Source organism: Lelliottia sp. SL45 (assembly GCF_026672535.1).
GTDB lineage: Bacteria > Pseudomonadota > Gammaproteobacteria > Enterobacterales > Enterobacteriaceae > Enterobacter > Enterobacter nimipressuralis.
Window position 1 is genome coordinate 3,057,503 of record NZ_JAPPRH010000003.1, and the last position, 22,337, is coordinate 3,079,839.

The 22,337-nt window shown below is 54.8% G+C and carries 19 protein-coding genes; 3 read left to right on the plus strand and 16 right to left on the minus strand.

The annotated features are described in order from the left end of the window. Position 1: 1 nt before the first annotated feature. The 16 genes from OVA10_RS20865 to leuO form a co-directional block, all read right to left on the minus strand. A complete protein-coding gene (locus tag OVA10_RS20865) occupies positions 2-922 on the minus strand; it encodes a D-alanine--D-alanine ligase (protein ID WP_268196723.1) in 921 nt (306 codons plus the stop codon). Beyond that, positions 915-2,390, minus strand: coding sequence for a UDP-N-acetylmuramate--L-alanine ligase (gene murC, locus OVA10_RS20870; RefSeq protein WP_268196724.1), 1,476 nt, complete (start codon positions 2,388-2,390; stop codon positions 915-917). The genes OVA10_RS20865 and murC overlap by 8 nt, the downstream gene beginning before the upstream one ends. Before the next feature lie 58 nt (positions 2,391-2,448). Further along, positions 2,449-3,513, minus strand: coding sequence for an undecaprenyldiphospho-muramoylpentapeptide beta-N-acetylglucosaminyltransferase (gene murG, locus OVA10_RS20875; RefSeq protein WP_268196725.1), 1,065 nt, complete (start codon positions 3,511-3,513; stop codon positions 2,449-2,451). Next, complete coding sequence (gene ftsW / locus OVA10_RS20880) at positions 3,510-4,763, minus strand: cell division protein FtsW (RefSeq protein ID WP_268196726.1); 1,254 nt, start codon at positions 4,761-4,763, stop codon at positions 3,510-3,512. The genes murG and ftsW overlap by 4 nt, the downstream gene beginning before the upstream one ends. After that, a complete protein-coding gene (murD, locus tag OVA10_RS20885; RefSeq protein ID WP_268196728.1) occupies positions 4,763-6,079 on the minus strand; it encodes a UDP-N-acetylmuramoyl-L-alanine--D-glutamate ligase in 1,317 nt (438 codons plus the stop codon). Before murD ends, ftsW begins: the two co-directional genes overlap by 1 nt. Positions 6,080-6,081: 2 nt before the next feature. Then, positions 6,082-7,164, minus strand: coding sequence for a phospho-N-acetylmuramoyl-pentapeptide-transferase (mraY, locus tag OVA10_RS20890; RefSeq protein WP_095280770.1), 1,083 nt, complete (start codon positions 7,162-7,164; stop codon positions 6,082-6,084). Then, the gene (gene murF / locus OVA10_RS20895; protein ID WP_107702260.1) at positions 7,158-8,516 is read right to left on the minus strand and encodes a UDP-N-acetylmuramoyl-tripeptide--D-alanyl-D-alanine ligase; all 1,359 of its coding nucleotides are present in this window, start codon (positions 8,514-8,516) and stop codon (positions 7,158-7,160) included. The genes mraY and murF overlap by 7 nt, the downstream gene beginning before the upstream one ends. Then, positions 8,513-10,000, minus strand: coding sequence for a UDP-N-acetylmuramoyl-L-alanyl-D-glutamate--2,6-diaminopimelate ligase (gene murE / locus OVA10_RS20900; RefSeq protein ID WP_181827333.1), 1,488 nt, complete (start codon positions 9,998-10,000; stop codon positions 8,513-8,515). Before murE ends, murF begins: the two co-directional genes overlap by 4 nt. Further along, positions 9,987-11,753 (minus strand): peptidoglycan glycosyltransferase FtsI, encoded by a 1,767-nt coding sequence (locus tag OVA10_RS20905; protein ID WP_100777628.1) that lies wholly within the window; start codon positions 11,751-11,753, stop codon positions 9,987-9,989. Before OVA10_RS20905 ends, murE begins: the two co-directional genes overlap by 14 nt. Before the next feature lie 15 nt (positions 11,754-11,768). Further along, positions 11,769-12,134 (minus strand): cell division protein FtsL, encoded by a 366-nt coding sequence (ftsL, locus tag OVA10_RS20910; protein ID WP_014068894.1) that lies wholly within the window; start codon positions 12,132-12,134, stop codon positions 11,769-11,771. Then, entirely contained in the window at positions 12,131-13,072 is a 942-nt protein-coding gene (rsmH, locus tag OVA10_RS20915; RefSeq protein ID WP_100777629.1) for a 16S rRNA (cytosine(1402)-N(4))-methyltransferase RsmH, read from the minus strand. Before rsmH ends, ftsL begins: the two co-directional genes overlap by 4 nt. 2 nt (positions 13,073-13,074) lie before the next feature. Further along, the gene (mraZ, locus tag OVA10_RS20920; protein ID WP_123429489.1) at positions 13,075-13,533 is read right to left on the minus strand and encodes a division/cell wall cluster transcriptional repressor MraZ; all 459 of its coding nucleotides are present in this window, start codon (positions 13,531-13,533) and stop codon (positions 13,075-13,077) included. Between the two features lie 601 nt (positions 13,534-14,134). After that, positions 14,135-15,139 (minus strand): catabolite repressor/activator, encoded by a 1,005-nt coding sequence (gene cra, locus OVA10_RS20925; RefSeq protein ID WP_100777631.1) that lies wholly within the window; start codon positions 15,137-15,139, stop codon positions 14,135-14,137. A gap of 180 nt (positions 15,140-15,319) precedes the next feature. Next, on the minus strand, positions 15,320-15,811 hold the full coding sequence (gene ilvN, locus OVA10_RS20930) for an acetolactate synthase small subunit (protein WP_100777632.1): 492 nt from the start codon (positions 15,809-15,811) through the stop codon (positions 15,320-15,322). After that, positions 15,811-17,535, minus strand: coding sequence for an acetolactate synthase 3 large subunit (gene ilvI / locus OVA10_RS20935; RefSeq protein ID WP_123429490.1), 1,725 nt, complete (start codon positions 17,533-17,535; stop codon positions 15,811-15,813). The genes ilvN and ilvI overlap by 1 nt, the downstream gene beginning before the upstream one ends. 383 nt (positions 17,536-17,918) lie before the next feature. Continuing rightward, positions 17,919-18,863, minus strand: a complete 945-nt coding sequence (leuO, locus tag OVA10_RS20940; RefSeq protein ID WP_100777634.1) for a transcriptional regulator LeuO — start codon at positions 18,861-18,863, stop codon at positions 17,919-17,921. Positions 18,864-19,496: 633 nt separating this feature from the next. Here leuO and leuL point away from each other — a divergent pair. From leuL to leuB, 3 genes are all read left to right on the plus strand, one after another. Beyond that, positions 19,497-19,583, plus strand: coding sequence for a leu operon leader peptide (gene leuL, locus OVA10_RS26190; RefSeq protein WP_100777635.1), 87 nt, complete (start codon positions 19,497-19,499; stop codon positions 19,581-19,583). Between the two features lie 90 nt (positions 19,584-19,673). Then, positions 19,674-21,245 (plus strand): 2-isopropylmalate synthase, encoded by a 1,572-nt coding sequence (gene leuA / locus OVA10_RS20945; protein WP_268196730.1) that lies wholly within the window; start codon positions 19,674-19,676, stop codon positions 21,243-21,245. Then, positions 21,245-22,336 carry a 3-isopropylmalate dehydrogenase gene (gene leuB / locus OVA10_RS20950; RefSeq protein ID WP_100777637.1) on the plus strand — a complete coding sequence of 364 codons (1,092 nt, stop codon included), beginning with the start codon at positions 21,245-21,247 and terminating at the stop codon, positions 22,334-22,336. The genes leuA and leuB overlap by 1 nt, the downstream gene beginning before the upstream one ends. Position 22,337 lies beyond the last annotated feature (1 nt).

The following is a 22,337-nucleotide window of genomic DNA, read 5'->3' on the forward strand; positions in this document are numbered from 1 at the left end:
ATCAGCCCGCCTGGTCCAGAATACGTACGACTAACTGCGAGAAGCTCATGCCCGCCTGACGCGCCGCCATCGGCACCAGGCTGTGACTGGTCATACCCGGTGAGGTATTCGCTTCCAGCAGGTAAAATTCTCCGTCGCTGTCCTGCATCACATCGATGCGTCCCCAGCCACGGCAACCCAAAACAGTCCAGGCTTTAAGCACCAGGTCCTGTAAATCTGCTTCACGTTCTGCTTCCAGACCACTTGGGCAGAAATATTGCGTCTCATCAGAGAGATACTTCGCTTCATAATCATAGAAGGTTCCAGCGGGTTGGATACGAATTGACGGCAAAATTTCTTCGCCGAGCATCGCCACGGTAAATTCCGGACCGCTGAGCCATTTTTCAATCAGAACTTCTTCATCATGTTGAAAAGCCAGTGCTAACGCCTGGGTTAAATCACCAGCTTGTTCAACTTTGGACATACCGACGCTTGAGCCTTCACGGCTGGGTTTGACAATAACCGGCAAACCCAACTGCGCAATGCGCGCATTGACGCTCTCGTCAACGCCCGCTTCAAACTCGCGGCGCGTCAGCGCAACCCATGGCGCAACGGGTAAACCCGCGCCCTGCCACAGTAATTTACTGCGTAATTTGTCCATGGAAATGGCGGAGGCCATTACACCACTGCCGGTGTAAGGCAAACCGATTAAATCCAATAGCCCTTGCAGCGTACCGTCTTCACCGCCACGACCGTGTAAAGCGATAAAGACTTTATGAAACCCCATCTCCTTGAGACGGGTGATGTCCGTCTCTTTAGGATCTACCGGGTGGGCGTTGACTCCCCCCTCACGCAGACCCGCCAGCACGGCGGCGCCGGAGTTCAGCGAGACGTCACGCTCAGCAGAGGTTCCGCCAAAGAGGACCGCAATCTTATCAGCCATTGCGTTCATCCTCTGAGGTTTGCGGCGTCAGTTTGATTTGCGCTAAGTTACGCGCGATTTTGCCGATATTTCCCGCGCCCTGAATCAGAATCAAATCGTTACCGGTCAGCACTGGCGCCAGAATTTCAGCCGCCTGAGCCGGATCGGAAACCAGAATCGGGTCTACCTTACCGCGTCCGCGTATCGTACGACACAAAGAACGGCTGTCCGCGCCCGGAATCGGAGTTTCACCCGCTGAATAAACATCCAGCATCAGCAGCGTATCCACCTGCGACAGCACGTTTGCGAAGTCGTCATAAAGATCGCGCGTACGTGTGTAGCGGTGTGGCTGGAAAATCATCACCAGATTTTTGTCCGGCCAGCCCGCACGTGCCGCTTTAATGGTTGCATCCACTTCTGTCGGATGGTGACCATAGTCATCCACCAGCATCGCGGTACCTGCTTTGCCGTTTACCGGCTCCAGTGGGAATTCACCGAGGAAGTCGAAACGACGCCCTGTGCCCTGGAAACTTTCCAGCGCATGTAAAATCGCATCGTCCTCAATGCCCTCTTCAGTGGCAACAGCCACCGCAGCCGCAGCATTGAGCGCATTGTGGCGTCCCGGTGCATTCAGGGTAACGCGCAGCAATGGTTTATCCTGACGTGCCAGGGTGAAATGCCCCTGCGCACCGATTTGCGTGTAATCTTCCACCCGCACGTCCGCATCTTCGCTGAAACCGTAAGTCGTAATCTGACGACCCACGCGCGGCAGCAATTCACGAATCACCGGATCGTCCACACACATCACGGCACGACCATAAAACGGCAAATTGTGCAGGAAATTAATAAACGTCTGCTTTAAATTTTCGAAGTCGCCCTGGTAGGTATCCATGTGGTCGGCTTCGATGTTAGTGACAATCGCCACCATCGGCTGCAGATGCAGGAACGACGCATCGCTCTCATCCGCTTCAGCAATCAGATAACGGCTATGGCCCAGACGCGCGTGAACGCCCGCCGCTTTTACCAGGCCACCGTTAACGAAGGTCGGATCAAGACCGGCTTCTGCATAAATACTGGAGACCATCGCCGTGGTCGTCGTTTTACCGTGGGTACCCGCAACGGCAATACCGTGACGAAAACGCATCAGCTCAGCCAGCATCTCTGCGCGGCGAATCACCGGAATACGCGCTTCGTGCGCGGCAACAATCTCCGGGTTATCAGAGGAGATCGCGCTTGAGACCACAACAACACTTGCATCGAGTACGTTTTCAGGACGATGGTTGAAATAGATGGTCGCCCCAAGCGACGCCAACTGTTGCGTAACAGGGTTCGGCGCCAGATCAGAACCGCTGATCTGGTAACCTTCGTTCGCTAAAACTTCGGCAATACCGCCCATTCCTGCGCCGCCGATGCCAACGAAGTGAATGTGCCGGACGCGACGCATCTCGGGCACGATTGAACGCAGTTTCGCCAGTTGTTGTGTATTCATTCTCTAACCGCCATCGATACTTCTAAAAATTCGTGCAACGCAAAACGCGCTGCAAGGGTTAAGCCTTTGCTGCCAGGCTCACTTCATTTGCCACCCGCTCAGTCGCATCCGGAATAGCCGTCGCGCGCGCGCGTTCGGCCATCTCCAGCAGAGTCGCTCTGTTCCAGCCCGCGAGGGTGGTAGCGACGGCGTCTGCGGTAAACTGTGGCTGTTCAAAAATTTTTGCGGCACCCGCTTTCTCAAGCGGTAACGCATTCCAGTACTGCTGGCGATCTTTGTGCTGAAAAGGCACAAACACTGCTGGCAATCCTGCTGCGGCGATTTCACTCACCGTCAGTGCGCCGGAACGGCACACCACGACATCGGCCCAGGCATAGGCCGCTGCCATATCGTCAATAAATTCAGTAACTTTATGCTGAGACTGACCGGCTTCGGCATACGCCTGTTCGACCATTGGCTGCGCACCTTTTCCGCTCTGATGCCAGATCGTCACGCTATCGCCCAGTTTCGCCGCCACCTCAGGCAAGGTCTGGTTCAAAATCCGCGCGCCCTGAGAGCCGCCGACAACCAGCACCCGCATCGGGCCTTCGCGCCCGATCAGGCGTTCCTGCGGCAACGGGAGTGCCAGCACATCCACGCGCACCGGATTACCCACTACGTCTGCGTCAGGAAACGCCCCCGGGAAAGCCTGCATCACTTTGGTGGCAATTTTTGCCAGCCATTTGTTGGTCAGCCCGGCGATACCGTTCTGCTCATGGAGTACAACCGGGATCCCAAGCGACCAGGCCGCCAGCCCACCCGGGCCGGAAACATATCCGCCCATCCCCAGCACCGCATCAGGTTTAAAGCGCTTCATGATTGCACGCGCCTGACGCCAGGCATTGAAGATACGCACCGGAGCCAGCAGCTGCGCTTTGATGCCTTTGCCACGTAAGCCTGAAATCCGAATAAAGTCGATCTCGATACCGTGCTTCGGCACCAGATCGGCTTCCATGCGATCGGCGGTTCCCAGCCAGCGCACTTGCCAGCCTTGATCCATTAAATGGTGCGCAACCGCAAGCCCCGGGAAAACATGTCCGCCGGTACCGCCTGCCATCACCATTAACCGCTTCGGTTGATTCATCGCGAACCTCGTGTAAACGCCTGGGCTTTTTCCAGACGCGTCTCATAATCTATGCGTAACAAGAACATAATTGCCGTCGACATAATCAACAGACTCGAACCACCGTAACTGATCAACGGCAACGTCAGGCCCTTCGTCGGCAGCATACCTGCTGCGGCGCCAACGTTGACCAATGCCTGGAAGCTAAACCAGATACCAATTGAGCAGGCCAGGAAACCTGAGAAGCGGTGATCGATTTCCAGCGCTTTTCGGCCAATCGACATAGCACGGAAAGCGACGAAGAATACCATTAAAAGTGCCAGTACCACACCGATATAACCCAGTTCTTCCCCAATAATGGAGAAGATGAAGTCCGTATGCGCCTCGGGCAGATACTCCAGTTTTTGAACTGAATTGCCTAAACCCTGGCCCCACACTTCACCGCGACCAAAGGCCATCAGAGACTGAGTGAGCTGATAACCGCTGCCGAACGGATCTTCCCAGGGGTTCCAGAAAGAGGTCACACGGCGGATACGATACGGCTCAGCGAGGATCAGCAGGACCACGGCCGAGATGCCCATGCCGATAATCGCGATGAACTGCCACAGCTTGGCACCCGCCAGGAACAGCATCGCCAGCGTGGTGACGAACAGTACCACCACCGTACCGAGGTCCGGCTGCGCCAGCAGAAGCACTGCCAGCACCAGAATCACACCCATCGGTTTTAAGAAGCCGCGCAGGTTATTTCGCACTTCATCAACCTTGCGCACAAGGTAGTTAGCGAGATAGCAAAATAGCGACAGCTTGGTGAATTCCGCAGGCTGAATACGCAGCGGGCCAAAGGCGATCCAGCGCGATGCACCGTTAACGGAGCTCCCCACCACCAGCACGATCAACAGCATAATAATGGAGGCGATCAGCATCGCGGTACTGTGGCGCTGCCAGAACTCCATCGGCAGACGCAGCGTAATCAGCGCCAGGCAGAATGCCAGGATGATGTACAAACCGTCACGCTTGGCGAACAGGAAAGGATCGTTCGCCAGACGCTGCCCAACGGGCATCGAAGCCGAGGTCACCATAATGAAACCGACGGCCGCCAGACCCAGCGTGAACCACAGGAGCGCACGGTCGTACATGACCAGGCTATCGGAATCTTTCGTCCGCGAGCCCATCACCCAGCCTTTCAGCGCCGCAAACAGCCAGCCCAGGATTCGGGACCCCGGCATGCGCGGCATGCGCGGCATTCTCAGGCGAGGGAGAGATAAACGCATCAGCCTAACTCCCTCGCGAGGCGGGTAAACAGATCACCACGCTGTTCGAAATTCTTAAACTGGTCGAGGCTGGCACATGCCGGAGAGAGTAGCACCATATCACCCGGTTTAACCTGAGGCGCGATGAGGCGGATAGCCTGTTCCATCGTTTCAGTTTGTTCAGCAATTTCCGGGCGCAGCTCCGCCAGCTCAGCGCCGTCACGGCCAAAGCAGTACAGGCGGATGTTATCGCTCATCAGATACGGTTTTAGGGACGAGAAATCCGCCGATTTTCCATCGCCGCCCAGCAACAGATACAGCGTGCCATCGACGCGTAATCCTTTCAGTGCAGCTTCGGTGCTGCCCACGTTGGTTGCTTTTGAGTCGTTAATCCAGCGCACGCCGTTGTGCTCCAGCGCCAGCTGGAAGCGGTGCGCCAGACCGGTAAAGGTTGTCAGCGCTTTGAGGCTGGAGGCACGCGGTAAACCTGCGGCATCGGCCAGCGCCAGCGCCGCGAGCGCATTGGTGTAGTTGTGCTGCCCGGAAAGAGTCATCTCTTTCACGTTCAATACTTTTTCGCCCTTCACACGCAGCCAGGTTTCGCCCTGCTGGTGATTCAGGTGATAGTCACCCATATTCACGCCAAAGCTGATGCAACGTTCGTCCGCACCACGCACCGGCATGGTCAGCGCATCGTCTGCGTTCACCACACAGACTTTCGCATTTTCATAGACGCGCAGTTTGGCCGCGCGGTACTGCTGCAGGCCAAACGGATAGCGATCCATATGATCTTCAGTCACGTTCAGGATCGTGGCTGCCACGGCCTGCAGACTAGAAGTGGTTTCCAGCTGGAAGCTGGACAGTTCAAGCACATACAGCTCGCGAGCCGGATCGAGCAGCATCAGCGCTGGCAGGCCAATATTGCCGCCGACGCCGACGTTAACGCCCGCCGCTTTCGCCATATCGCCGACCAGCGTCGTAACCGTACTTTTGCCGTTAGAACCGGTAATCGCCACAATCGGCGCCTGGGCTTCACGGCAAAACAGTTCAATATCGCCGACAATTTCAACGCCCGCATCTGCTGCCGCGCTTAATGACGGATGCGCCAGCGCCATACCAGGGCTGGCGACAATCAGATCGGCATCGAGCAGCCAGGTATCATTCAGACCACCAAGGTGGCGTTCAACCTGTTCTGGCAGCTTGTCCAGACCAGGCGGAGAAAAACGCGTATCCATCACACGCGGCGTAACGCCGCGCCCGAGGAAAAAGTCCACGCAGGAAAGGCCCGTAAGGCCTAACCCGATGATAACGACTTTTTTACCCTGGTAATCTGCCATGATTAACGTACCTTCAGCGTGGCCAGGCCAATCAGGACCAGCATCAGCGAAATAATCCAGAAGCGCACAATCACGCGCGGTTCCGGCCAGCCTTTCAGTTCATAGTGGTGGTGAATCGGCGCCATACGGAAGATGCGCTGACCGCGCAGCTTGAAGGAGCCGACCTGCAAAATTACCGAGAGGGTTTCAACCACAAACACGCCGCCCATAATCACCAGCAGGAACTCCTGACGCAGCAGTACGGCGATAATGCCGAGCGCCCCGCCCAGGGCCAGCGAACCGACGTCGCCCATAAAGACCTGCGCCGGATAGGTGTTGAACCATAAGAAACCGAGGCCCGCGCCGACAATTGCCGTGCAGACAATCACCAGCTCACCGGCGTGACGCAGATAAGGAATGTGCAGGTAGCTGGCAAAGTTCATGTTACCGCTCGCCCATGCCACCAGCGCAAAACCACCGGCGACAAACACGGTTGGCATAATCGCCAGGCCATCGAGACCGTCGGTCAGGTTAACGGCGTTCCCCGTTCCGACAATCACGAAGTAGGCCAACAGGATGTAGAACAGGCCCAGCTGCGGCATGACATCTTTGAAGAACGGCACCACCAGCTCGGTCGCTGGCGTGTCTTTCCCTGCCAGATAGAGCGCAAACGCCACGCCGAGGGCAATGACCGACATCCAGAAGTATTTCCAGCGAGCAATCAGGCCCTTGGTGTCTTTGCGCACCACTTTGCGATAGTCATCGACAAAACCGATAATGCCGTAGCCGATAAGAACGGTCAGCACGCACCAGACGTAAGGGTTTGACGGGTAAGCCCACAGCAGAACAGAAACGACAATGGCGGTGAGGATCATGATCCCCCCCATAGTCGGCGTGCCGCGTTTACTGAAGTGTGATTCCGGACCGTCGTTACGCACGACCTGGCCAAAGGAGAGTTTTTGCAGACGGGCGATCATGCGCGGGCCCATCCACAAAGAGATGAACAGCGCGGTCAGCAGGCTGACGATGGCGCGAAACGTCAGATAGGAAAAGACGTTAAAGCCTGAATAATATTTGACCAAATGTTCGGCCAGCCAAACTAACATGTTCCGTTCTCCTGTAATGCGTGCACGACCTCTTCCATGGCGGCACTACGTGAACCTTTCACTAAAACCGTCACAATTTGGTGTTCTTTAACAAGCGTTTTAAGGCGCTCAATCAGCGCTGTTTTTTCTGCGAAATGCTCACCGACACCGCTCGCCTGGCTAATTGCCTGGCTCAGCGTCCCGGCGCTCAACACCCGATCGATGCCAGACGCTTTTGCCGCTTCACCGACCTGGATGTGACAGGCTTCGCTCTCAACACCAAGCTCAGCCATGTCGCCCACCACCATCACGCGGTAGCCCGGCATTTCTGCCAACACCTGCACAGCGGCAGTCATGGAACCGACGTTAGCGTTGTAGGAGTCATCCAGCAGCAGTTTGTTTTCTGCGAGCTGAACCGGGAACAGACGCCCCGGCACCGCTTTCAGATTCGCAAGACCCGCTTTGATCGCCTCATGCGTGGCACCCACCGCCATCGACAGCGCGGCAGCCGCCAGTGCGTTGGCGATGTTGTGGCGTCCAGGCAGTGGCAGTAAAACGTCCACGCCACCTGTCGGGGTCTGCAGCGTAAATTCAGTCCCGTGAGAGGTCACGTGGATGTTGGTCGCGGTGAAATCGCTGTTGGCCGCATTTGGCGAGAAACGCCACGTTTTGCGAGAACCAATCACGCTTTTCCAGTTCAGCCAGTCGTTGTTATCGGCATTCATAATGGCGATGCCGTCTTTCGGCAGACCGGTGTAGATCTCACCTTTGGCTTTTGCCACGCCTTCCAGCGAGCCGAAGCCTTCAAGATGTGCGGCGGCGAGGTTATTCACTAACGCCGCTTCAGGACGCGTCAGGCCGACGGTCCAGGCAATCTCGCCCTGGTGGTTGGCGCCTAATTCGATCACGGCGTAATCGTATTCTTTCGTCAGACGCAGGAGCGTCATCGGTACGCCGATATCATTGTTCAAATTGCCTGCGGTATAGAGCGTGTTGCCGCACTGGCTCAGAATGGCCGCCGTCATCTCTTTTACGGAGGTTTTACCGGAAGAGCCGGTCAGTGCCACAACACGTGCCGGAACCTGCTGACGCACCCAGGCCGCCAGCTCGCCAAACGCCAGACGGGTGTCTTTCACCACAATCTGCGGCAGGTCGATATCCAGCTTACGGCTGACCAGCAGCGCGCCGGCCCCGTTTTCTTTCGCCTGATCGGCAAAATCATGGGCGTCGAAGCGCTCGCCTTTCAGCGCCACAAACAGACAGCCCGCAGTGATTTTGCGGGTGTCGGTAGTTACGGCATCAATAGTCAGATCCTGGCCAAGTAGCTCGCCCTTGAGTAAAGAAGCGGCCTGGCTTAGCGTTAAGCTAATCATGCCACCACTCCCAGCAGGCGTGCCGCTGTGACGCGATCCGAGTAATCCAGGCGACGTGCGCCGACGATCTGGTAATCTTCGTGGCCTTTACCGGCCAGCAGCACGACGTCGTTCTCTTTAGCCTGCATGATGGTATTCGTCACCGCTTCAGCACGGCCTTCCATCACACGTGCACGCCCGGCATCGAGCATACCCGCGAGAATATCGTTGATAATCGCGCGCGGCTCTTCGGTACGCGGGTTGTCATCTGTCACAACAGGAATATCCGCGAACTGCTCGGCAATTGCCCCCATCAGTGGGCGCTTACCTTTGTCTCGATCGCCACCACAGCCAAACACGCACCACAGTTTACCGGTGCAGTGCAGACGGGCCGCCTGCAGCGCTTTTTCCAGCGCATCCGGGGTGTGAGCGTAATCGACGACAACCGTGGGTTTGCCCGGTGCGCTAAACACTTCCATGCGGCCACAAACGGGTTGCAAACGCGCGGCGGTTTTCAGCAGATCGGCCAGCGTATAACCCAACGCCAGCAGCGTCGCCAGCGCCAGCAGCAGATTGCTTACGTTAAACGCGCCCATCAGGCGGCTTTCGATTTCGCCTTCGCCCCAGGTGGAGTCAAAGCGAATCGTTGCGCCGCTATCGTGATACTTCACGTCCGTCGCTTTCAGCCAGCGGCCATGACAGTTCGGATTAATGTGGTCTTCCATCGACACAGCCACCGCATCCGGCAGCTTAGCCAGCCAGCGGCGGCCCACTTCATCATCGGCGTTAACAATCGCCTGACCGCAGTGGTGCGTGGAATAAAGCAGCCATTTCGCAGCTTCGTAGCTTTCCATGTCGCCGTGATAATCAAGGTGATCGCGGCTCAGGTTGGTAAAGACCGATGCCGCAAATTTCAGGGCGGCCACGCGGTGCTGGACCAGACCGTGAGAAGAGACTTCCATCGCAGCAAAGGTCGCGCCCTGCCCTGCCAGACCGGCAAGCACATGCTGCACATCTACCGCAGAGCCGGTGGTGTTTTCCGTCGGGTTTACTTTGCCCAACAGACCGTTGCCAACGGTGCCCATTACTGCGCTGGTTTCACCCAGCAGCTCGGCCCACTGCGCCATCAGCTGCGTGGTAGTGGTTTTACCGTTGGTGCCCGTGACGCCAACCAGACGCAGCCGATCGGACGGCTCATCATAAAAACGTCCCGCAAGGGCCGAGAGACGCTCGTTTAACTGGCTGAGATAGATGACCGGTACGCCGTGCATTTCACGGACTTCGCCGTCGGTTGCCTCATCTTTTGCCTCAGCAATAATGGCAGCTACACCTTGCGCTATCGCCTGCGGGATATACCGACGCCCGTCCGCCTGATGACCGACTACTGCTACAAAAAGATCGCCCGACGCAGCCATACGGCTGTCGAGTACCATCTCCCGCAGTTCTCGCGCGGGCAGCGTTTGCACCCACGGAGCAAGAAGGTCGCGCAAATTACGATCTGCCACCTGTTCCCTCGCCTTGATTAGTTACAAATTCATTTTTATCGCCCGTGGCCAGCGCATCAGGCTCGATGTTCATGGTGCGTAACACACCGCCCATGATGGCACCGAACACTGGCGCGGAGACGGCGCCGCCGTAGTATTTACCCGCCTGTGGATCGTTAATGACGACCACCAGCGCAAAACGCGGATTGCTGGCAGGCGCGACGCCTGCGGTGTAAGCAATGTATTTGTTGATGTAGCGGCCGTCCGGCCCCACTTTTTTCGCGGTACCGGTTTTAATCGCGATGCGATAGCCCTTGATGGCGGCTTTTACGCCACCGCCGCCCGGCAGGGCGACGCTCTCCATCATGTGCACGACGGTACGCACGGTGGCTTCCGGGAAGATACGCTCGCCGGGAACCGGTGGATCAACTTTGGTAATCGACAGCGGGCGATAGACCCCGTAGCTGCCAATCGTTGCGTAGACTCGCGCTAACTGTAACGGCGTTACCATTAGCCCGTAGCCGAAAGAGAAGGTGGCCCTCTCTATGTCAGACCACCGTTGTTTTTGAGGATATAAGCCACTGCGTTCTCCGACCAACCCCAAATTGGTCGCCTTTCCTAGCCCAAAACGTGAGTAAGTCTCTACTAACGCTGAGGACGGCATCGCTAACGCCAGCTTTGAAACACCGACGTTACTCGACTTCTGCAAAACCCCGGTCAGGGTCAATTCGCTGTAACGCGCCACGTCTTTGATTTCGTGACCGTTAATTCGGTAAGGGATCGTATTCAGAACGGTATTTTCGTTGACAATGCCACGCTGAAGCGCAGTCATCACCACCATCGGTTTGACGGTCGAACCAGGCTCGAAGACGTCAGTGATGGTACGGTTACGCATCACATCTTTTTGCGTCCCCGTCAGGTTATTTGGGTTATAGGACGGGCTATTGGCCATCGCCAGCACTTCACCAGTGCTGACATCCACCAGCACAGCGCTGCCGGATTCGGCTTTGTTGAACGCCACGGCGTTGTTCAGCTCGCGGTAAACCAGCGCCTGCAGACGTTCATCGATACTCAGGGCCAGGTTGTGCGCGGCCTGGCTGTCGGTTGAGGAGATATCCTCAATCACGCGGCCATAGCGGTCTTTACGCACCACGCGCTCGCCCGGCTGACCCGTCAGCCATTTATCAAAGCTTTTTTCGACCCCTTCGATCCCCTGGCTATCAACGTTGGTGAAGCCAATGAGGTGAGCGGTCACTTCTCCCGACGGGTAATAACGGCGTGATTCTTCACGCAGATGGATGCCCGGCAGTTTCAGTTTTTTGATGTAATCGGCCATATCAGGGTTCACCTGACGCGCCAGATAGATAAAGCGCCCTTTCGGGTTTGCGTTAACGCGGGCCGCCATCTGATCGAGCGGCATTTTCAACGCATCGGCCAGCGCCTTCCAGCGGTTATCGAGGGTCACGCCCCCGGCGTCATGCAGCTCTTTCGGATCGGCCCAGATCGCTTTCACCGGCACACTCACCGCCAGCGGGCGACCAGAACGGTCAGTGATCAGCCCGCGAGAAGTGGAGACCTCCTGCACGCGCAGGGATCGCATGTCGCCCTGACGCACCAGCATGTCCGGTGCAATGATCTGCAACCACGCCGCACGGCCCAGCAGGAACACCAGCGCCAGTAAAATACAGCCACAAAGCAACGCAAAACGCCAACTCACAAAGTTGGCCTGTTCTTCCTGACGTTTCGGTTTTTGCGTTTTCGCCGCTGCTCTCATGCGTCGCGTGTTCCCTTATTTTTGTACTACAATATTTTCCTGCGAAGGATCAACATGCTGCAGCTGCAGCTTTTCCGTTGCGATCCGTTCAACCCGGCTGTGATCGCCGAGCGCGTTTTCTTCAAGAATCAGGTTTCGCCATTCGATATCCAGCGCATCGCGTTCCAGCACCATCTGCTCGCGTTGCGCGGTCAATAAGCGGGTATGGTGCGCGGTGGTCACCACCGTCACAGCCGTCACAATGATGCAAATGAACAGGCAGAGTGGCAGCTTTCCAAACCGCAAGAGATCGTCGCCGATCACGCCAGGCAAGGCATGGCGCTCGTTGCTTCCTAACGATCCTTTAACCTTGCTTAAGGTCTCTGTCACTCTGCTGATCATGCGTTCGTCCTCTCTGCAATGCGCAGCACTGAACTACGGGCACGTGGATTCTCTGCCACCTCTTCTTCGCCCGGCATCAACTTGCCTACTACTCGCAACTGACGGCCACCCAGCTTCCTGAGTTGCTCTTCCGTCATCGGCAGTCCAGCGGGCACCTGAGGACCGCGGCTTTGTTCACGCATAAAGCGCTTCACAATACGGTCTTCCAGCGAGTGGAAGCTGATGATGGATAGCCGCCCACCTGGGGCCAGCACGCCGAGCGAGCTTTTTAGCGCCTGCTCTATCTCCTCCAGTTCACTGTTTACCCAGATGCGCACCGCCTGGAAGGTACGGGTCGCGGGATGTTTGAATTTGTCTTTGACCGGCGTTGCCGCGGTCACAACTTCTGCCAGCTCTTTAGTACGCGTCATCGGCTCGATGCGGTTACGCTCCACGATGCCGCGCGCGATACGCTTGCCGAAACGCTCTTCGCCGAAGGTTTTAATCACCCAGGCGATGTCAGCTTCGTCGGCCGTTTGCAGCCATTCCGCCGCAGACTGACCGCGAGTCGGGTCCATACGCATATCCAGCGGCCCGTCACGCATAAAGGAAAAACCGCGTTCTGCATCATCAAGCTGTGGTGAAGAGACGCCAAGATCGAGAAGAATGCCGTCGATCTTGCCCGTCAGGCCGCGCTCGGCGACATAGTCCGCCAGCGCAGAGAAAGGTCCATGGACGATGGAAAAGCGTGGATCATCGATGGTCTTCGCCACGGCAATTGCCTGCGGATCGCGATCGATTGCCAGTAAGCGGCCTTCCGCTCCCAGTTGGGAGAGGATCAGACGCGAGTGACCACCGCGACCAAAGGTTCCATCGATATAGATGCCATCAGGACGAATATTCAGGCCGTTGACAGCCTCATCCAGTAGCACCGTTGTATGTTTATAATTTTCCATCATATTTATAGAGACAAGTCCTGCAATCGATCCGACAACACTGCGGAATCAGACTGCTCAGCGTCGATATCTTCCTTGACCTGTTGATACCAGGTCGTTTCATCCCACAGTTCAAACTTGTTGAACTGCCCGACCAGCATCACTTCTTTTGTCAGACCCGCATGCTGGCGCAACACAGGCGCTATCAATAATCGCCCTGCGTTATCCATCTGACATTCACTGGCATGTCCCAATAACAACCGCTGTACGCGGCGTTCCTGCGGATTCATGCTCGACAGTCGCGACAGCTTTTGCTCAATAATTTCCCATTCGGGCAAGGTGTAAAGCAGCAGGCAGGGGTGGTTGATGTCAATGGTGCAAACCATTTGACCAGACGCGCTTTCGATCAGCTGATCGCGATATCGGGTTGGTACCGATAAACGCCCTTTGCTGTCGAGATTGACCAACGCCGCCCCACGGAACATGCCAGCCTCACCCCTTATCACCACTTTAACCCACAAATTCCCACATAAAGGAGTTTACGGAGCGAAGGAAAAGCTTGTCAAGCCAGGACTACCGCGATACAGGACGGAAAGCCCCCTATTTACGGACATAACCCAACTTGATTAATTACTGCACAACTGGCGAGGCAAAATTAACGTCATGAATATTTGTAAGAAAAAAAACAGATATGCATTCGAATGTTAAAAATCACTCCATACCACCACGGGCAAATATAAAGTGTCAGTTTGCGACGCGGGCGGCATTTTAAGACATTACGCACGGGGATAACAGCGCCAGATTCACCGGAGAAGCGTGAATACACAAGACCTGGCACGCAGGTGGGCATCAAAGAAGAAAAAATGGCTGATAATTCAGCATGAGAGGAGGCTTTGTAACAAAACAATACAAAAAAGAGTGCTTACTGTTGCCGAAATAACCTTAAAAAGCCTCCGATGAATGCGATATGAATTAATAAGAATAGCAGGCTATGAATCTTAGAGAATTATCCTAATTTTAGTCCGGATATTATTTGCCGTGATAATGAGAAACAATCAGGGCAGTTGACCTGCCCTAAAATGATAATTAACGACGATTCAATACACCGCGTCGATAGAGATTACGTTTGATACGCGTCAGCCCCGGTTTTGGCTTGCGCGGTTCATCCAGACTCGCCAGCACAATCTCCAGTACGCGCTCAGCCACGTCACGATGACGCTGGGCTACGGCCAGCACCGGACACTGCAGGAAATCGAGCAGTTCGTTATCCCCAAAGGTCGCAATAGCCAGCTCAGAAGGGAGTTTCCCTTCGCGGCGAAGCGTCACGTCCATCACGCCCTGTAACAGCGCGAAAGAGGTGGTAAACAGCGCCTGCGGCATCGGGTGCGTCTCCAGCCATTTCTCAAACAGCTGCGCCGCGGCTTCGCGCTCGTAGCTGTTAGCGTAGAGATAGTGCACTTCACGCGGATCGTCTTTCCAGGCAGTACGGAACCCCTGCTCGCGCAGGAAGCTGACGGACAGCTCCGGCAGCGCGCCAAGGTAGAGCACGGTTTCTGCCGGGAAGGTACGCAGCTCGGCGGCCAGCATCTCGGCATCATCCTGATCGGCGCCCACGACGCTGGTGAAGTGCTCGCGATCCAGCGCACGATCCAGCGCGACGATCGGGAACGAGCCATTCGCCCAGCGCTGATAGAAAGGGTGCTCTGGTGGCAGAGAGGTGGAAACAATGATCGCGTCGACCTGACGCTGGAGCAGATGCTCAATGCAGCGCATCTCGTTATCGGGCTGATCTTCCGAGCAGGCGATCAGCAGCTGATAGCCACGCTGGCGCGCCTGACGTTCGAGGTAGTTCGCAATACGGGTGTAGCTGGTGTTTTCCAGATCCGGAATAACCAGACCAATAGATCGGGTGCGCCCGGCACGTAGCCCGGCCGCAACAGCATTCGGATGGTAGTTATGCTCACGAACCACCGCCATGACTTTTTCAACGGTTTTGTCGCTAACACGGTACTGCTTTGCTTTACCGTTAATCACATAGCTCGCCGTAGTTCGTGACACGCCGGCTAGCCGGGCGATTTCATCCAGTTTCACAATTGCCCCTTAAACGAAATAAAAGAGTCCATGGCCTTGTCAGGTTTATGGTTATATCTTTTAACATCTAAACGCAGAATAGTCGTTGCGGCAACCGCTTTTCTCTTCCTTAGGGTCCGTTTAGGCAAAAAAAAACCCGGCTTTGCAGACCGGGTCGAAAGAGGCGAACTTTTTTGACGACTAACGCATAATTTTATCGCCGCGAGACAAGCCCACGACACCCGAGCGCGCCACCTCAACAATTTTGGCGACATCACGCACGGAGGCCAGAAACGCATCGAGTTTATCGCTGGTTCCGGCAAGCTGAACAGTATAGATAGAAGGCGTCACGTCGATGATCTGCCCACGGAAGATATCCGCGTTGCGTTTGACCTCTTCGCGTCCATATCCGCTGGCCTGAATTTTGACCAACATCACTTCGCGCTCAACGTACGCCCCCTGCCCTAATTCACTCACTCGCAGCACATCCACTAATTTATGCAGCTGCTTTTCAATTTGCTCAAGGACTTTCGCATCACCCACGGTCTGAATGGTCATCCGCGACAGCGTCGGATCGTCCGTCGGTGCCACGGTCAGGCTTTCAATGTTGTAACCGCGCTGGGCGAAAAGCCCTATGACGCGCGATAACGCGCCCGATTCGTTTTCCAGAAGTACAGATAATATCCGGCGCATCAGGTTCTCTCCGTTTTGCTCAACCACATTTCATCCATACCGCCGCCGCGAATATGCATCGGGTAGACGTGCTCCGTCCCATCGACGATCACATCCACAAAGACCAGGCGGTTGTTCCTGACGTGCTCCAGCGCTTCGCCGAGCTTCGCTTCCAGTTCATTCGGATCGCTGACACGCATGCCGACGTGGCCATAGGCCTCCGCCACGCGCACAAAGTCCGGCAGCGATTTCATATACGACTGGGAGTGACGACCGGAATAGATCATGTCCTGCCACTGCTTCACCATGCCCAGGTAGCCGTTATTCAGATTCAGGACCAGCACCGGGAGATCGTACTGCAAGGCGGTAGAAAGCTCCTGAATGTTCATCTGGATACTGCCATCACCGGTCACGCACACGACGATCTCATCCGGGAGCGCCAGTTTGACGCCTAATGCAGCAGGCAGCCCGAACCCCATGGTGCCCAGACCACCGGAGTTTATCCAGTGGCGCGGTTTATCAAACGGGTAGTAGAGGGCGGCAAACATCTGATGCTGGCCCACATCCGAGGTGACGTAGGCATCCCCTTTTGTCAGTCGCCAGATCGTTTCGATCACCGCCTGCGGCTTAATGTGTTCGCTTTGCGTGTCATATTTCAGGCATTGACGCCCACGCCACTGCTCAATCTGCTGCCACCAGTCGCGAATATCATCCAGCGGCTGCGCGGCAGGCTCTTGCGCCAGCAGATCCAGCATCTGTTCCAGCACCTGCAACGCATCGCCGACAATCGGCACATCGGCAGGCACCGTTTTGGAAATAGAGGTCGGGTCGATATCAATGTGCAGCACCGTCGCATTCGGACAGTATTTCGCCAGATTGTTGGTGGTGCGATCGTCAAAGCGCACGCCGACGGCAAAAATCACATCGGAATTGTGCATGGTCATATTGGCTTCATAGGTGCCATGCATACCCAACATACCCAGCGCCTGACGATGCGTGGCCGGAAAAGCACCCAGCCCCATCAACGATGAAGCCACAGGCAAGTTTAATTTTTCGATTAATTCGCGCAGCTGCGTGTGACAGTGGGCATTCACAGCACCACCGCCGACATAGACCACCGGTTTTTTCGCCGCAATCAGCGTTTGCAGCGCACGTTTGATTTGGCCTTTATGCCCCTGGGTCGTTGGATTATAGGAGCGCATGCTCACGGAGTCGGGCCAGACGTAAGGCAGTTTATTGGCCGGATTCAAAATATCTTTTGGTAAATCAACTACCACAGGACCAGGACGTCCACTGGCCGCCAGCCAGAAGGCTTTTTTCAGCACCCCTGGAATGTCTTCCGTTTGTTTGACCAGGAAGCTGTGCTTCACCACCGGGCGGGAGATCCCCACCATGTCGCACTCCTGAAAAGCGTCGTAACCAATCAGCGAGGTGGCAACCTGTCCGGATAAAATGACCAGTGGGATGGAATCCATGTAGGCGGTTGCAATGCCGGTAATGGCGTTGGTTGCCCCAGGCCCTGAGGTGACGAGCACCACGCCCACCTCTCCGGTGGCACGTGCCAGACCATCAGCCATATGCACAGCGGCTTGCTCATGACGCACCAGCACATGATCGATACCGCCGACGGTGTGTAACGCATCGTAAATATCGAGGACTGCGCCTCCGGGATAACCGAATACTTGCTTGACGCCCTGATCGATAAGTGACCGGACGACCATTTCGGCGCCAGACAACATCTCCATGGTTTGCCTCCAGGCTTCTTGTTATAGACGAACAGAGGAACTCATTTCCTCGCCGTCTTGCTTTCCAGGGTTTCCCCTGTCTTTCATTTTTGCAGAGTGACCTTCACCTTAACCGCTCCCCATGAGGCAGGCAATCAGCAAACGGAGGCGCGAAAAGAGGCGTAAAAGCAGAATACACAGGCATTATGACAAGATATGGTGATTTCCACTGGAATAGACTTTTGCGATGATGGTTCATCGCTTAAATAGGCGGGGAATCAGTAATTCATCTATTTTTGCATGGAAAAAAGCGAAAGGAAAAATTCAATTCAGAATAAAATACTACCCATTAAAAAAATAACAGGATAAACCGGATGCATTGCACCGATTTATCCTGATGTGGATTAGCGCCGACAAACACTGACTAACAGCTCTTCCATCCACTGATGGCCTTTATCTCGCCCGGCCGCTTCGTGCCACGAAAGATAACACGTTCGGCTATTGAGTTTCAGCGGCAACGATAATATTTGCAGATTAAGCTGGGCAGAGAATTCTTCCGCCAGCCAGCGCGGAGCAATAGCAACAAGTTGAGTCTGCGAAACAATATTTAATACGCTCACCATGGCCATCCCCTGATACGCCACGCAGGCTTGTTTATCCGGTGTGTCATACCACGGCTGGCTAAATGACGCATATCTGTCGAGTGCCACAACCGCGTGCTGCTCATTATAAACATCATTTTCCAGTAATGGCCCGTTGATGCGCGGGTGAGATTTACTGGCGACTAACACCATTTCATCGTTAAACAGCGGCACACAAGAAAACTCCGGACGGCGAAACTCTTCGTAACCCAGAACAAATTCCGTTTCCTGATAGCGTAACTGATGTTCAGTATTGTGGTTTAAGGAGGACTTAAATATGAGATGAATATTTGGGGCTATTTCTTCCACTTTATTATAGATAACGGAGGTCAGATAATTATCCAGCGGACTGCACACGCAGAGATGAAAAACGCGCTCGCTGCTTAAAGGTTCGAAACCGGACCCCGGCAGCTCATTCTGCACCAGTTGTAGCGCCTGGCGAACAGACGCAAAAAGCTGATAAGCCCTTGCCGTAGGCTGGATGCCGCGGCCATATCGCACGAATAGCTCGTCGTTAAACATCAGCTTCAGCCTGGCGACGGCATTACTCACTGCAGGTTGGGACATTCCCAACGCCTGTGCGGCTCTGGTAATATTTTGTTCCTGCATAACAGCATCAAAAACGGTTAATAAGTTAAGATCCACCGTACGTAGCTGAGGCCTGTTTGCTTCAATGGCGTGAGGCCGTTCATTTGTTTTTTCTAACATATCTAACTCCACTGTCACGCTAAACTCCCTTTGACTTGGCGCAATAATAACTTTTAAAAATATTATTTATCATGCAGATAAAACCAGAAAAAGAGAAAAGTTTAAAATTCGGAATATATAAACACTCACGCCAAATAACAGGTGCAGGTATACACAAGCTCAAGCGTTAAAAATTTAAAAGTAATAACTAAAACATTAGGAATGGAATGAAACCATAAATCCAATGAATAAACAACAAGCCTACAGGTAAACAATTATTTAAGTTTTCTTAAACTAACCCATCCTATCAACGACTGTCCGTTAACATGTCATTATCATTGCTTGATTTTCATTCACCATTACCGCACCCAGACAGAATCCAACCCAATGATTTCAATGGTTTTAATAACCACACCCTTTAAATTTCAGAAAATAATTAATTGAAACCAATTATATTAAATTTATTCCCGGAACGGTTTTAAAGTCCAAAATTAGACAATTTAAATAACGCCGTAGGGAAAACCTAGCACAATACGCTAAAGAACCAGGACCACAGTTATCATGGATCGCGGGCGTTTTTCGCCTCAGGGGTTGACTTGATTCCGCATATCCAGTACCACTAAAAGCATAACGCATTCATCTGGAGCCTGATTCATGATTCGTACCGTTCGTTTCCTCAGCCTACTACTACTAAACGCATCCACTGTGCGCGGTAGGCTGGCGGGCGAAATTCAACGTTGAATCGTCTCCGGTAAACAAAAAACCCGCGCCATTGCGCGGGTTTTTTTATGCTCGTAGCAAGGCGCCCCAGGACAGACAAGGACCAAACCCATGAGCCAGCAAGTCGTTATTTTCGATACAACTTTACGTGACGGTGAACAGGCGTTACAGGCAAGCCTGAGTGTGAAAGAGAAACTGCAGATTGCGCTGGCCCTGGAACGTATGGGTGTCGACGTAATGGAAGTGGGCTTCCCGGTCTCTTCACCGGGTGATTTTGAATCCGTCCAGACCATTGCGCGCACCATCAAAAATAGCCGCGTGTGTGGTCTGGCCCGCTGCGTCGAGAAAGATATCGACGTGGCCGCCGAATCCTTGAAAGTGGCTGAAGCCTTCCGAATTCACACCTTTATCGCCACCTCCCCGATGCACATCGCAACCAAACTGCGTAGCACCCTGGATGAAGTGATCGAACGCGCGGTGTACATGGTGAAACGCGCCCGTAAGTACACCGACGACGTCGAATTCTCCTGTGAAGATGCTGGCCGCACGCCGATTGCCGATCTGGCCCGCGTAGTAGAAGCCGCGATTAACGCGGGTGCCACTACTATCAACATCCCGGACACCGTCGGTTACACCATGCCGTTCGAGTTCTCCAACATCATCACCGGGCTGTATGAACATGTGCCGAACATTGATAAAGCCATTATTTCTGTCCATACCCACGACGATTTGGGCCTGGCCGTGGGCAACGCCATTGCCGCAGTGCACGCCGGGGCTCGCCAGGTGGAAGGCGCAATGAACGGCATCGGCGAACGTGCCGGTAACTGTTCACTGGAAGAGGTGATCATGGCGATCAAAGTGCGCAAAGACATCATGAATGTGCAGACCCGCATTAATCACAACGAAATCTGGCGCACCAGCCAGACCGTTAGCCAGATTTGCAACATGCCTATCCCGGCGAACAAAGCGATTGTCGGCACTGGCGCCTTCGCCCACTCCTCCGGTATTCATCAGGACGGCGTGCTGAAGAACCGCGAAAACTACGAAATCATGACCCCGGAATCCATCGGTCTGAATCAGGTGCAGTTGAATCTGACCTCCCGCTCTGGCCGTGCGGCGGTGAAACACCGTATGGAAGAGATGGGTTACAAGGAAAGCGACTACAACATGGATCACCTGTACGACGCGTTCCTGAAACTGGCCGATAAAAAAGGCCAAGTCTTCGACTACGACCTGGAAGCATTAGCCTTCATTAATAAACAGCAGGAAGAGCCAGAGCACTTCCGTCTGGACTACTTCAGCGTGCAGTCCGGCTCCAGCGATATCGCGACCGCCTCGGTCAAACTGGCCTGCGGCGATGAGGTAAAAGCCGAAGCCGCCAACGGTAACGGCCCGGTAGATGCGATTTATCAGGCGATCAACCGCATCACCGACTACAACATCGAGCTGGTCAAATACGATTTGAGCGCCAAAGGTCACGGCAAAGATGCGCTGGGTCAGGTCGACATTGTTGTCACCTATAACGGCCGTCGTTTCCACGGCGTTGGCCTGGCGACAGATATCGTCGAATCCTCTGCCAAAGCCATGGTGCACGTCCTGAACAACATCTGGCGCGCCGCAGAAGTCGAGAAAGAGTTACAACGCAAAGCTCAGAATAAAGAGAACAATAAGGAAACCGTGTAATGTCGAAGAATTACCATATTGCTGTGTTGCCGGGCGATGGCATTGGCCCGGAAGTGATGACACAAGCCCTGAAAGTCCTGGAAGCAATCCGCGCCCGTTTCGCGATGAAAATCACCACCAGCCACTACGATGTGGGCGGTATTGCGATTGATAACCACGGCACCCCGCTGCCGAAAGCCACCGTTGAAGGCTGCGAAAACGCCGATGCGGTCCTGTTTGGCTCCGTCGGTGGCCCGAAATGGGAACATCTGCCACCCGCAGAGCAACCTGAGCGCGGCGCGCTGCTGCCGCTGCGTAAACATTTCAAACTGTTCAGCAACCTGCGTCCGGCGAAGCTGTATCAGGGGCTGGAAGAGTTTTGCCCGCTGCGTGCCGACATTGCCGCCAACGGCTTCGACATTCTGTGCGTGCGTGAATTAACCGGCGGGATCTACTTCGGCCAGCCGAAGGGCCGCGAAGGCAGCGGTCAGCACGAGAAAGCATTCGATACCGAGGTTTATCACCGCTTTGAAATCGAACGTATTGCCCGCATCGCGTTTGAATCTGCGCGCAAACGTCGTCACAAAGTGACCTCTATTGATAAAGCCAATGTCCTGCAATCCTCGATTCTGTGGCGCGAAATCGTCAATGAAATCGCCAAAGAGTACCCGGACGTTGAGCTGGCACACATGTACATCGACAACGCCACCATGCAGCTGATCAAAGACCCGTCGCAGTTCGACGTGCTGCTGTGTTCCAACCTGTTCGGCGATATTTTGTCCGATGAATGCGCGATGATCACCGGCTCCATGGGCATGCTGCCCTCCGCCAGCCTGAACGAAGAGGGCTTTGGCCTGTATGAGCCTGCGGGCGGTTCCGCGCCGGATATCGCCGGTAAAAATATCGCTAACCCGATTGCACAGATCCTCTCCCTGGCCCTGCTGCTGCGCTACAGCCTGGACGCGAACGACGCGGCCGATGCAATCGAAAGCGCCATCAACCGCGCATTAGAAGAAGGTATCCGCACGGGCGATTTAGCGCGCGGCGCGGCGGCCGTCAGTACCGATGAAATGGGCGATATCATTGCCCGCTATGTCGCTGAAGGGGTGTAAT